The organism is Pseudomonas sp. HP_14 (genome assembly GCF_055283875.1).
The window spans coordinates 134,146-146,534 of sequence record NZ_JBTOQI010000001.1 but is presented as its reverse complement, the minus strand read 5'-3'; the positions used below and the strand labels follow the sequence as shown (position 1 = coordinate 146,534).

Annotated in this window: 9 protein-coding genes; 7 read left to right on the top strand and 2 right to left on the bottom strand. The window is 58.4% G+C overall.

The window, feature by feature from the left end; genetic code table 11:
* Positions 1-213 precede the first annotated feature (213 nt).
* The 3 genes from gcvA (at position 214) to ACYASS_RS00590 (ending at position 2,812) form a co-directional block, all read left to right on the top strand.
* Positions 214-1,119 carry a transcriptional regulator GcvA gene (gcvA, locus tag ACYASS_RS00600; protein WP_087264131.1) on the top strand — a complete coding sequence of 302 codons (906 nt, stop codon included), beginning with the start codon at positions 214-216 and terminating at the stop codon, positions 1,117-1,119.
* A 74-nt stretch (positions 1,120-1,193) separates the two neighbouring features.
* Positions 1,194-2,021: a DMT family transporter gene (locus tag ACYASS_RS00595; protein ID WP_087264133.1), complete on the top strand. Its 828-nt coding sequence runs from the start codon at positions 1,194-1,196 to the stop codon at positions 2,019-2,021.
* 29 nt (positions 2,022-2,050) lie between these two features.
* Positions 2,051-2,812, top strand: coding sequence for an SDR family oxidoreductase (locus ACYASS_RS00590; protein WP_463584648.1), 762 nt, complete (start codon positions 2,051-2,053; stop codon positions 2,810-2,812).
* Positions 2,813-2,849: 37 nt separating this feature from the next.
* Here the strand turns inward: ACYASS_RS00590 and ACYASS_RS00585 are convergent, their stop codons facing one another.
* The gene (locus ACYASS_RS00585; protein WP_463584647.1) at positions 2,850-3,818 is read right to left on the bottom strand and encodes an AraC family transcriptional regulator; all 969 of its coding nucleotides are present in this window, start codon (positions 3,816-3,818) and stop codon (positions 2,850-2,852) included.
* Between the two features lie 102 nt (positions 3,819-3,920).
* Here ACYASS_RS00585 and ACYASS_RS00580 point away from each other — a divergent pair, with 102 nt between their 5' ends.
* On the top strand, positions 3,921-5,171 hold the full coding sequence (locus ACYASS_RS00580; protein WP_463584646.1) for an MFS transporter: 1,251 nt from the start codon (positions 3,921-3,923) through the stop codon (positions 5,169-5,171).
* Between the two features lie 146 nt (positions 5,172-5,317).
* On the opposite strand, the gene ACYASS_RS00575 is transcribed toward ACYASS_RS00580, so the two are convergent.
* Entirely contained in the window at positions 5,318-6,232 is a 915-nt protein-coding gene (locus ACYASS_RS00575) for a LysR family transcriptional regulator (protein WP_463584645.1), read from the bottom strand.
* A 504-nt stretch (positions 6,233-6,736) separates the two neighbouring features.
* Between ACYASS_RS00575 and ACYASS_RS00570 the strand changes: the two genes are divergently transcribed.
* From ACYASS_RS00570 to ACYASS_RS00560, 3 genes are all read left to right on the top strand, one after another.
* Positions 6,737-7,765 (top strand): zinc-dependent alcohol dehydrogenase family protein, encoded by a 1,029-nt coding sequence (locus ACYASS_RS00570; RefSeq protein WP_243247557.1) that lies wholly within the window; start codon positions 6,737-6,739, stop codon positions 7,763-7,765.
* Positions 7,766-8,323: 558 nt separating this feature from the next.
* A complete protein-coding gene (locus tag ACYASS_RS00565; RefSeq protein WP_463584644.1) occupies positions 8,324-9,829 on the top strand; it encodes a hypothetical protein in 1,506 nt (501 codons plus the stop codon).
* Positions 9,830-10,017: 188 nt separating this feature from the next.
* On the top strand, positions 10,018-12,318 hold the full coding sequence (locus tag ACYASS_RS00560) for a helicase C-terminal domain-containing protein (RefSeq protein ID WP_463584881.1): 2,301 nt from the start codon (positions 10,018-10,020) through the stop codon (positions 12,316-12,318).
* Positions 12,319-12,389 lie beyond the last annotated feature (71 nt).

Here is a 12,389-nt window from a genome sequence, read left to right as displayed (position 1 = left end):
AGCATTCTGTAGCTCATTACCGGCGAGTGATCAGGCTATTCATGCCCGATCACTCGCTTATCCAGCACACCGAAAAACCTTCGCATCTTTGAGCGCCCAGTTTCAATCTAGCTATTGCCCCGTTAGCACATCGATATTTACGGTGAATTCAGCAGCCGCATGAGCTAACGTTCATGTGCGCGCTTTTTCGATAACTTGCTGGATATCGCCCCTATGAGAGACCTGCCGCCCACCGCGACCTTGCGCGCTTTTGAAGTTGCTACCCGCCATCCAACGTTTACAGCTGCCGCACAGGAGCTACATGTTACTCAAAGCGCGGTCAGTCACCAGCTCAAGCACCTTGAAGGGCTTTGGGGAGTGCAATTGTTTGAGCGTGGCAAGGCGTTGCGCCTCACGGCAGCGGGCGCCACGCTGGCGCCCATCGTGCGGGAGTTTTTCATCAGTCTTGAGGCGACTCTGGGTGACCTGCGCGAGCAAAAGGGCAGGGTTCGACTCAGCGTCAGCACCACCTATTCCTTCGCGCTCAAATGGCTGCTACCCCGTTTGCCGCGTCTCTCTCGCCAGCACCCCGAGCTGTTGGTCTCGCTGGATACCACGGATAAAGTCATCCACTTCTCGCACGGCCAGGCAGATGTTGCCATCAGGCTAGGCAAGGGCAATTACCCAGGTCTGCATTCGGAGTTCTTGTTTGGGGAGCAGGTATTTCCTGTCGCCAGCCCCGAACTGCTGCGGCGCGTGGGAATTCCGCAGAGCCCTTCGGACTTGTTGCACTTCCCGTTGCTGACGCGCGATGGAGCCGAGTTGGTGCCAAAGTGGGAAGTGTGGTTTCAAGCTGTCGGGCTAGCTTATTCACCGCTCCAGGAGAGCGTCCGATTTGGCGATACCAACATGACAGTCGAAGCGGCCTTGCTCGGCCAGGGTGTGGCATTGGTGCGCAGCGGGCATGTCGAGAACGAGATCAGCGATGGTCGTTTGGTGCGTCTGTTCGATGTGCCGCTCCCATCACCGCTTGCGTACTATTTCGTCTGCCCCAAGGGCATCGAAGCGCAACCGCACATCGCCAGCTTTCGCCAATGGTTAGTCAATGAGGCGCTGAAAGTACGACGCCTGGAACAGTGAGTCATGAGTATTTGCTCATGCTGCGATGAGGAGACTTCGCTTTAGTCCCGGCACCGGCTTGCCTAAAGTGGCGCATGCCTGTTCATCTGATCTTCCTCGTGCTTTTTGCCGCGCTCCTGCATGCCAGCTGGAATGCGCTGTTGCGCAGCGGCGCCGACCGGCTGTGGTCAATGACGGTGATGTGCATTGCCATCGCCATCGCCAGTATCGTCGCCGCAGCGTTCATGGAACCTCCTGCGATTGATAGCTGGAGCTACGCAGTGCTTTCGGCGTTGCTGCATGTAGGCTACAACCTGTTTCTGGTGCGCAGTTACCAAGTCGGCGACCTGGGGCAGGTCTATCCGGTTTCACGTGGATCGTCGCCGGTACTGATCACCTTCGGAGCAGCCGTGTTTGCCGGAGAACGCATCACGCCTGGCGAGTTACTGGGTATTGCGCTGGTGTCAGGCGGGATTATTTCGCTGGCCTTCAGAGGGCGCCGCCTGTCAATTCCCAACCTGCCCTATGCGCTGGGAACAGGCTGTTTCATTGCGGCCTACAGCGTGGTCGACGGCATCGGTGCCAGACTCTCCGGCGCGCCGCTTGCCTACACGGTCTGGATGTGTGCCCTGTGGGGCGTGCTGATGCCGGTGGTCTACATCGGCCTGCGCGACACCCGCAGCTTGTTCTCCGTGCGGCCCGGAATAGTGTCCGCGTTGGTCGGCGGGCTGGTCTCTTTGCTCGCCTATGCAATGGTCATCTACGCCATGAACGAAGCGCCCCTCGGCGCGGTATCCGCATTGCGCGAAACCAGCGTGCTGTTTGCGGCGTTGATCGGCTATGTGTTTCTCGGCGAGAAGCTCACCGCACGCCGAATACTGGCGTGCGTGGTGATCGCCAGTGGCACCCTCATCATCGGCTGATACAGCCAACGGCTAAGGAGCTATGTCTAATGGTCAACGTCTCGCAGGCACCGCTGATTCTAATCACCGGAGGAAGTCGTGGAGTGGGGGCAGCAACCGCCCGGCTTGCTGCCGAAAGAGGTTATGACGTCGCTATCAGCTACGTTGCCAACGAGTCCGCAGCGTTGGGCGTGGCTGCGGATGTAGAAGCATTGGGGGGCAGGGCGTTAGCGATACGGGCCGACAGTGCGGACCCCCAGCAGGTGGCCGATTTGTTCGCTGCGATCGACCGCGAGTTCGGACGCATCGACGTACTGGTCAATAATGCCGGGATGCTGGCGCCTCAGTCACGCCTGGAAGAGCTCGGCTTCGAGCGGATGCAGCGTATCTTTGCGGTCAATGCCATTGGGCCAATGCTCTGCGCCCAGCAGGCGGTGAAGCGCATGGCGTACCGTCACAACGGACCGGGCGGTGTGGTGATCAATGTCTCATCAGCCTCGGCGCGCCTTGGCAGCCCCAATGAGTACGTTGACTATGCGGCGTCGAAGGGCGCGTTGGAGACTTTCACTATTGGGTTTGCAAAGGAGGTGGCTCGGGAGGGGATACGCGTCAACTGTATTCGTCCCGGACATATCTATACCGACATGCATGCCAGTGGTGGAGAGCCAGGACGGGTCGATCGAGTCAAGGACTCGATTCCCATGGGACGCGGCGGCCAGCCTGAGGAAGTGGCCCGCGCTATTCTATGGCTGGCGAGCGCGGAGGCATCATTCGTTACCGGTACATTCCTCGACGTTACGGGCGGCAAATGAGTCAGAGGTACGGATCATCGACTGCTTACGCTCGGTTTCAACTCACAGCAGGCTGCCTCACCTTGCGACTCAATCCCGGTGTCTGGCCGGTAATGCGCTTGAATGCACGACTGAAAGCCGCCTGGGATGTATAGCCCAGACGCTGCGCCACCTCTTCAATCGGCAGCCTTTCGAGGGTCAGCCACTGGCTTGCAAGGCGCATTCGCAGTTCGGTGACGTAGCGCAGCGGGGTCATGCCAATCGTCACCTGGAAGCGCTCCGCGAACACCGAACGCGAGGTATTGCAGTGCTCTGCCAGCTGCGCGACAGTCCAGTCGCGGCCCGGTTGTTGATGGAGCGCAAGCAGTGCAGCGGCCAAGCGTGGATCGCGCAAGGCGGCGATCAGGCCAGAGGCATTGCCGCAGGCGCACTCGACCCAGCCGCGAACGACCATGGCAGCGACCACGTCGGCCAACCGGGCGAGGATACCGGCGAAGCCGACACGGGCAGCGCTGACCTCGCGTTCCATGGTGGTCAGAATCGGCAACAGCCCGGGGTAACGCTGGCCGCCTGCATCAATCAGCATCAGGCCCGGCATCAGTCGGCCGAGGCCATGGATACTGCCCAGTTCAAACTCCATACAACCACTGAAAAAAATGGTGCTTGGAGTGGGGCTGGCATCGGTTCCGGTATCCACCGCGCTGACGGTGTCACCCAAGGGCGCGCCGTCCAGGCGGTCGATGTCCTGGACAGGCGCGTCCTGATGGGAAAGAAGTTGATGGGCCGCCCCGTGGGAGATGAACACGGCGTTGCCGGCAGACAGCGCGTAGGTGCTGCCGTCTTCCATTTGCAGCATCGCATTGCCGACGGCCATGAAGTGGAACCAGGCGTGCCCAGGTTTTTCCGCGAAACCCAAACCAAAGGTTGGGCCAGTCTGAATACGCCGGTATTCAACGCCACGCAAGCGCATGCCGCGCAACAGCTCGTTGATGAGATCCGAGGAGAGAGCAAACTGATCAGCAGGCATCGTTCAGGTGTTTCAGTCAAAAAGTAGAGACTTTGGATCATAGATCATCCGGTTTTCGGCGCCTAGACTTCGGCTCGTAATGAAAATTGGGAGATCCGAACAATGACTGACTGTGTATGTAACGCCATATCCGAGCGCCATTCTGGCATCGACGCGGACGTAGAGCCTGCGACGCCCGCGTGGATGGCCGTCTTCTCGTTGGCAATGGGGGTGTTCGGATTACTGACCGCTGAGTACCTTCCGGCGAGTTTGTTGACCCTGATGGCTACCGACCTGAGAGTGTCCGAAGCGCTGGCTGGCCAGGCGGTAACGGTGACCGCAGTGGTGGCGCTGTTCGCTGGTTTGTTGGTGCCAGGCCTGACCCGAGGCATCGACCGACGTTGGGTGTTGCTGGGCTTTTCCACGTTGATGGTCGCCTCCAATCTGCTGGTCGCCGTTTCCTCCAGCTTCGCGGTGCTGTTATTGATGCGCATCTTGCTCGGCATTGCCCTTGGCGGTTTCTGGAGCATGGCGGCGGCAGTAGCGATGCGCCTGGTGCCGAGTGCTCTGTTGCCCCGGGCGCTGTCGATCATTTTCAGCGGCATCGCCGTCGGCACGGTAGTGGCCGTGCCGCTGGGCAGCTATCTGGGCGGGCTGTATGGCTGGCGCAGTGCGTTCTTTGCAGCGGCGGCGGTAGGCATGGTGACCCTGGCTTTTCAGTCGTTCACTCTGCCGCGCCTCGCGCCGCGTCGGCCGGCAAGACTGCGCACCGTTTTAGAGGTGTTGCAGCGCCCAGGAATCGCCATGGGGATGTTCGGTTGCGTGCTGGTGCACAGCGGCCACTTCGCGATGTTCACCTATGTTCGGCCTTTCCTTGAAGGGACGACCGGCATCGGCTCTCAAGGCCTGTCGCTGATGCTACTGGGGTTCGGTGCCGCGAACTTCGTCGGTACGCTGTTGGCCGGGAAGCTGCTGGAGCGCCACCCGCTGGCCACGCTGGTGCTAATGCCCGCACTGGTCGGCGTCGCAGCACTGGCGTTGGTGCTGTTGCCGGCATCGATGCCGGGGCAGGCGATACTGCTGGCGATCTGGGGGCTGGCCTTTGGCGGCGTGCCGGTGGCGTGGTCGAACTGGGTCGCCAGCGCGGTACCTGATCAGGCGGAAAGCGCCGGAGGCATGGTAGTGGCCTCTGTGCAGTCAGCCATCGCCACAGGCGCCGCCGCTGGCGGTGCAATGTTCAGCCTCGGTGGCAGCGCAGGCGTATTCGTCGCGGCGGCTGTGCTGATGCTGCTGGCTGCGTTGCTGATTGCGCTGCGTGTCCGTGTACCTTCTGCTCATGACGTTCGCCAGCCCAAGCCTGCGTTGCAACTTTGATCCGGTTTGCCGCAGCGCCTTGATCCGTCCGTAATCAGTAGATGCATCGTGAACAATACGACGTCTCCAAGGCCGCCTCAAATCGTTGCGCGCAGCGTTCATGAGTCATGAAGTCCAGTGGGTTTAGACAGGCGGCATGAGTTCCATTAAAGGCTATCCGGGTCGCCAAAAAACATCTGAATCCGCGACCTTAACCACCTTTCACCCGGGTCGTTATCCTGCGACCCACGCCAGGCCATGTGCAGTTCGAAGGTCTGGGTTTCGATCGGTAATGCCTCGGCCCTTACACCACCAGCGGCTGCGAGGACGGCGGCTGCATAGTCGGGCACGGTGGCGACGATGTCGGTACCGGTGAGCAGGGTTGCCAGGCCGTTGAATTGCGGTACGGCGAGGACGACATGGCGCTTGCAACCGATCTTTTCCAGGTATTCATCGATAAAACCACTCAAGTCCCCGGCAAATGACACCAGCGCGTGAGGTCGGGAGCAGAAGTCTTCCAGGCTTAACGGTCCAGGCATGGTGTCGGCGCGCAGCAGCATGGCCTTGCTTCTGCGCAAGACCTTGCGCTTGGCGTTGGCGGGCAAGTCGTTGGTGTAGCTCACGCCAATGGATATCTCGCCCGACGCCAGCAATGCGGGCATCAGGATGTAGTTGACCCGGCGGACCACGAGGACGATACCCGGCGACTCCGAGCGCAAACGTTTGAGCAACGACGGCAGAAGGGCGAACTCCGCGTCATCCGACAGGCCTATCCGGAATACGGCGGTGCTGGTCGCAGGATCAAACTCCGATGCGCGACTGACCGCCGTTGAAATCGAATCAAGAGCCGGTGAAAGCAGGGCGAAAATCTCTGTAGCCCTGGCGGTCGGCTCCATGCTGCGTCCGGTGCGGACGAACAACGGGTCGTCGAACAGACCGCGCAATCGTGACAGGGCTGCGCTGATTGCTGGCTGTCCGAGAAACAGCTTTTCGGCCGCCCGCGTAACACTGCGCTCATGCATCAGGGTTTCGAAAACGATGAGCAAATTGAGGTCGACGCGACGCAGGTCGTTGCGGTTCATGGCGGGAGATCTCAGCCGTTGATCAATGCGATGGTGTGCAAACAGCTGACATTTATCAGCGTTAAGTGAAGCGGGGTGGATGATGCCGATAATCCAGCGGCAATTCTCCTACACATCTGTGGCGTGAATAATACGAGCAAACGCTACATTTACGCATTCATAAATTTAACCTTGAGCCAGCCCCCATCGCTTGGGCGTCAGGACCGCGCGGCAGGTCCATGGAACGAGCAGCTCGCCGACGTGCCTAATCAGTACAGCGTTTTTTGCTTGAGCAGACTGTGTGAGGTGAAGCGTACAGCAGCGCTATGGGTTGCATTGTCTGGCTGACATGCGAACAATGGCCGCCTATGGATGCATGGGCGTCGCAGGATGGATCCGGGAATACCCCTGCGAAACCTATGACAATCGATGACAGACATGTCGACTATTAATAGCCACTGATAGTGTTACCGGCAGAGCCCGGATAGAGTTCATGGCATCAAGGTTTTCTAGGCGAGGTTCGAAATGTCCCGCACGATTCGTTTTCATCAGTTTGGTCCAGCCGAGGTGCTCAAGGTCGAAGAGCATCCGGTCGCGTTGCCAGCACCCGGTGAGGTACAGGTACGTGTCCAGGCAATCGGTATCAGCTGGTACGACGTGCTTTGGCGGCAAAATCTGGCTCCTTCCCAGGCACGGCTTCCCGCTGGCCTCGGCCACGAGATGGCCGGTGTGGTCACCGCACTCGGCGACGGCGTGGACGATCTGAAGATTGGCGACAAGGTTGCCAGCTTCCCGTCGGCGGATCCGAACCAGCATCCGGTTTATGGCGAATTGATCGTCCTGCCCCGTACGTCTCTGACGCGTTACCCCGACGTGCTGACGCCAGTTGAGGCCAGTGTTCATTACACGTCGCTGCTGGTGGCTTATTTTGCTTATGTCGATCTGGCGCGAATCAAGCCAGGCCAGACGGCGCTGGTGACGGATGCCAGTCACTGCGCAGGCCCATCGTTCGTACAGTTAGGTAAAGCGCTGGGTGCACGAGTTATCGCTGTGACCAAAACGGATGATGCTCGTGAGTATCTGCTCTCTCTGGGCGCCGACAAAGTGGTGGTAACTGAAGAGCAGGACTTGTTGATGGCCGTTAACAAGTACACCGATAACCGCGGTGTCGATGTGGTGCTTGACGGTCTGGGTGGCCCGCAGATGTCGATCATGGGTGATGTGCTGGCGCCGCGTGGCAGTCTGGTGCTTTACGGCCTGCAAGGCGGTAATCAGACGCCATTTCCTGCCTGCGCAGCTTTCCAGAAGAACATCCAGTTTTTCGTGCATTGCCTGGGGAACTTCACCGGCAAGCCGGAGCTGGGCATCACGCAGGATGAGGCCGCGTTGCAACGTGCACTGCGTGACATCAACCAACTGACGGCCGATCGGGTGCTGGCACCGCTCAAGACTCGTGTTTTCCCGCTCAGTGAAGTGGTTCAGGCGCATCGCTACATGGATGGGTGTCCGATTGGTGGGCGCGCGGTCCTTGAAGTGGAAGATTCTCAGGTCTGATAGACCAGCTTTAATGCAGTCGCAGTCAAAATGCCTTCCTCTCTGGAGGGCATTTTTCGTTGGGGTTTTGGTTTTAGACGAGAGGAGATAGCCAGACTATTACTGGCTTAAACAATCAGAGATCCAAAACAGCTGGAATTATCTGTTTTAAACATCCCGCCCGCATCGCCCCCTTCGCGATGACATCCACAAGATGAGTTTACACACTGAATTCGGAAACAGAGTGGCTGCCTGCTTTGGACCCTCTATGAACGGCTGCTGCTCGCGTGTTCGCGAGGTGGCACTGAATATTTACGGTAGGCAGGACGGCACCGGACAGCAGCGCGCATAAACATATAATTAAACTAACACGTTTAATGACAAGGATATTAAACGCACTAACGCTGTTATTTTTATTCCTTAAAGCCGTCTTGTAATTGTGTTGTTAATATCGATAATAGTTGGGTACTTAACACTCAGGGAATGAGTCATGGTCGCTGATCATTTTTTAAGGCTGCCCGATTTGAACATCCGTGCTTGCAGCGTGCGGCGTTGTGGAAAACAAGGAGGTGAGACGGCATGAGCTCTATTCACGAACAGGCAATGAATTATGTCTACCAGCAAGTCCTGCAACGCTTGCTGAGTTATTTTCGTCGGGCAGAGCGCACAGCGTTGCAGCTGCTTATCCAGCGTTTGATCGTTGCGGCTGGCGGTATCGAGCGTATTTCCAGCTTCAGTGTGATGGTCCCCTTCAGCGGAGGCAAGGACAGCGCCTATACCGTGGCGCTCCTGCGCGCAGCCCAATTGAGCATCGCCGGGCGCTCGCCTGCGACGTTTAATCTGCGCGTTGCCACGATGCGCCACGCTGGCGTTACGCCCGTGGTGTTAGGGAATATTCAGCGCACGTATTCCGCACTTTTCCTGCACGACGATCCCAGGGTGGAATTACTGGAGGTCGACCACGAGATTGTCAGGGTGTTCGAGCCCGATGCGCCCATCTCTTATTCCGCGCGGGAGCAGAATCGTTCCGACATGCTGGTCAGTGGTCATGTCTCGGCCGGGGACGGTCGGACCACGTTCTGCAACAGCTGTTACTTGAGGCTGGCCGGCTTCTTTGAGCGAGCGACGACCTGGGGCAGCGGGGTGGATGCCGTGGTCAGTGGCGACTCTCGCAAGGAGCAGAAACAATACGTCACCTGGGTGATGCGCCTTGCGCCGCGTACGGCGTATCGTTTCAAGGACGGGGCAAGCCAGAGCTTCAATGCCATGCTGAGCGTCATTGGCAGTATCAGCGAGTCCTACCATCAGGAACTGTATGGGGCGAATGACGAATCAGCGGAGCCGATGAGCGCTCCCGTGAGTGTTACCAGCAAAGCCGGTGCGCCTGCGTTTATTGCCATCTCCGATTTGATCGTCAGTAATGCCGAGGAACACTGGAAGCTGCTCACCGAGTTTCTGGGCTTCCGCTTTGATGATCTGGCCTTCAGCTTCAGCGAGTCCGATTGCGCTAACCCTCTGTTGATGGCACATATGCGCGGTCTGAAAGTGCAATACGTTCAGGGCCGCAGTTACGCCGAGGGTATTGCTGAATACCTGCAATTGGCCAAAACGTTGATGTGCCGTAAAGGGATGCCCAAGCGCCTGATTGATCAGGCCATGAAGGCTTACGCCAGCGAGGAGGGGATTGCCACGCGTCGCGAGCTGGCTGCCACCTTTGCGCAGGAGGGGTTTGGTGTCAGCGAAGCACAGCTGATCTGCCTGCTGTTTTCACCCTTCGTCAATGAAGGACGGGATCTTGAAGGTTTTCTGCGACGACTGCATCCAGGCATGCTGGTGGCGCTGCCCGATTTGCACAAAGCCTTGCAGGGCTCAGCGGCGCCTGATCAGGTGTTGCAATGGCTGGGCGACATAAGCGGCCTGACGCTTGAGGGCTTGCAAAGTCTGTATCGCAAACGCCGGGTTGAATTTGACGATCAGGAATCGATCATTGCCCGCGTACGTTCGTCTGACCCTGACAAGGGCCGCGTCATGACGGTTGACCCGCAAACTGGTGGTGCGGTCGCGGAGATACTTTCGGGGCGCTGATTTTCCTGTCAGTGCCAGGCATGAGGCGTGGCACATCCTGGTAGGGCGGATCTGATGCCTGGGTCTCCGCCGATCCATTTCTGTTTGCCAGAGATGAACGGTGCTGGTATCTGTACGCCCATCCAGTATTCGTATTTCAGGTTGTGACCGTCATTTCTTCATCTAACCATCCCCAAAGCCAGCTCGAAATCGGAGGTGAAGACCAGCGCTCGTTAGCGCCTGACCCCTCTGATCAAGCCCGCTATCTCGTTGCTGTGCGGGCTCTGTGCGAATTCACCGCCAAAACCGGTGATATCGATTTGCGCTTTACTCCTTCGCCTACCGCCCTCGAGGGCATCGCCGGGCATCGCAGCGTGGCTGCCCGGCGCGGCCCCGGATACCAGAATGAAGTCTCGCTTTCGGGGGAGTATCAACAACTCAGGATTCGCGGCCGGGCTGATGGCTACGACCCTGCGATTAATCAGCTGGAGGAAATCAAGACGTATCGCGGTGATCTTTCCTCTATGCCAGACAACCATCGGCAACTGCATTGGGCGCAGGCGAAGGTCTATGGATGGCTGTTGTGCGAGAAGTTGCAGTTATCCGAAGTGAACCTGGCGCTGGTGTATTTCAATGTCGATACCGAGCACGAAACGCTTATTCGAGAGCGCTTCGCCGCGCCCGCCCTGCAGGCGTTTTTTCAGCATCACTGTGGTGTGTTCTTGCGCTGGGCCAAGCAGGAGCTGCAGCACATCGGTGAGCGTAATCGCCAATTGAACCTGCTGAAATTCCCCCATGAGAGCTTCCGCACTGGCCAGCGTCATCTGGCCGAGTCGGTTTACAAGTCCGTCAGCACCGGGCGTTGTCTTATGGCGCAGGCGCCTACCGGAATCGGCAAGACGATTGGCACGCTGTTTCCGATGCTCAAGGCGGTGCCGACCCAGCAGTTGGACAAAATATTCTTTCTGACGGCTAAAACTCCGGGCCGCAAGTTAGCGCTGGATGCACTGACGGTCATCCGCACCAGCGCACCGGAGCTAAAATTGCGCGTGCTGGAGCTGGTCGCCCGGGACAAGGCATGCGAGCACCCGGACAAAGCCTGCAATGGAGACTCCTGTCCGCTGGCCAAAGGTTTCTATGACCGTTTGCCTGCTGCGCGAGACGCGGCGCTTTCTGCTCCCTGGCTGGATCAGGCGGGCATGCGTGAGGCTGCTCTCGCCCACGAGGTATGTCCTTACTACCTCAGCCAGGAGATAGCTCGTTGGGCGGACGTGGTGATAGCGGACTACAACTATTACTTCGATCTCAGCGCGTTGTTGTTCGGCCTCAGCGAGTTCAACCAATGGCGCGTGGCTGTGTTGGTGGACGAAGCCCACAACATGGTCGAGCGTGCACGGCAGATGTACAGCGCCAGCCTTGATCAGCAGAGCCTGAGCGCGCTGCGCCAGACGGCACCCGAGGCTTTGCAGAAAGTGCTGCAGCGGGTAAACCGGGAATGGAACGCGCTGCATAAAGAGCAGCTTGCTCCTTATCAGGCTTACCCCGAAACCCCAGGCAAGTTTCTGCACTCCCTGAACCTGTGCGTGGCGGCCATGGGTGATTATTTCAACGATCACCCACATGCGCTTACTGGCACGCTGCAGAGTTTTTATTTCGAGGCGATCGCGTTTGTGCGGATCGCCGAGTTGTTCGACGAGCACTTTGTGTTTGATATCAGCAAAAGAGCGCTGACCAGCAAACGCAGCAGCTCCAGGTTGTGCTTGCGCAATGTGGTACCCGCCCGGTTCATTCGGCCGAGGTTGACGGCGGCGCGCAGCAGCGTGTTGTTCTCTGCAACCCTGAACCCTAGGCACTATTACGCCGATCTTCTGGGTTTGCCCGCAGATACCGCATGGGTTGATGTGGAGTCACCGTTCAGTCGGGAGCAGCTGGACGTGCAGATCATCAGCCGGATTTCCACGCGCTTCACCCATCGTCAGGCATCTTTGGCGCCGATCGTCGAACTACTGGCGGAGCAGTTTCAAGCGCGGCCAGGCAATTATCTGGCATTTTTCAGCAGCTTTGATTATCAGCAACAAGTCGCGGCCCTGATGCAGCAACGCTATCCGCACATTCCGCTGTGGCATCAGGCGCGGGGCATGAGTGAAAGCGAGCGTCAGGGGTTTCTGGATCGTTTTACCCTCGAAAGTCAGGGGATCGGCTTTGCGGTACTCGGCGGCGCGTTTGGCGAAGGTATCGATTTGCCCGGCGCGCGTCTGATTGGTGCATTCATTGCGACACTGGGGCTTGCTCAACTCAACCCGGTCAATGAACAACTCAAACAACGCATGGCTGTGTTGTTCGGCGCGGGCTACGATTACACCTACCTTTATCCGGGCATCCAGAAGGTTGTGCAGGCGGCGGGGCGAGTGATTCGCGGTCAGCAAGACAGGGGAGTTGTCATGCTTATCGATGATCGTTTTGCCGAGCCCAGGGTTCGACAGTTACTGCCTGGCTGGTGGCAGTTGTGATTGAACAAGGGCTTATGGATCGATAGCCAAGCAGCGAGGTCAAACTGCCAGTAAACTGCCGCGCCGCTGAT

Bases quoted from the DNA above. Each gene is read 5' to 3' on its own strand.
- gcvA (WP_087264131.1), top strand. From the start codon at position 214: ATGAGAGACCTGCCGCCCACCGCGACCTTGCGCGCTTTTGAAGTTGCT.
- ACYASS_RS00595 (WP_087264133.1), top strand. From the start codon at position 1,194: ATGCCTGTTCATCTGATCTTCCTCGTGCTTTTTGCCGCGCTCCTGCAT.
- ACYASS_RS00590 (WP_463584648.1), top strand. From the start codon at position 2,051: ATGGTCAACGTCTCGCAGGCACCGCTGATTCTAATCACCGGAGGAAGT.
- ACYASS_RS00585 (WP_463584647.1), bottom strand. From the start codon at position 3,818: ATGCCTGCTGATCAGTTTGCTCTCTCCTCGGATCTCATCAACGAGCTG.
- ACYASS_RS00580 (WP_463584646.1), top strand. From the start codon at position 3,921: ATGACTGACTGTGTATGTAACGCCATATCCGAGCGCCATTCTGGCATC.
- ACYASS_RS00575 (WP_463584645.1), bottom strand. From the start codon at position 6,232: ATGAACCGCAACGACCTGCGTCGCGTCGACCTCAATTTGCTCATCGTT.
- ACYASS_RS00570 (WP_243247557.1), top strand. From the start codon at position 6,737: ATGTCCCGCACGATTCGTTTTCATCAGTTTGGTCCAGCCGAGGTGCTC.
- ACYASS_RS00565 (WP_463584644.1), top strand. From the start codon at position 8,324: ATGAGCTCTATTCACGAACAGGCAATGAATTATGTCTACCAGCAAGTC.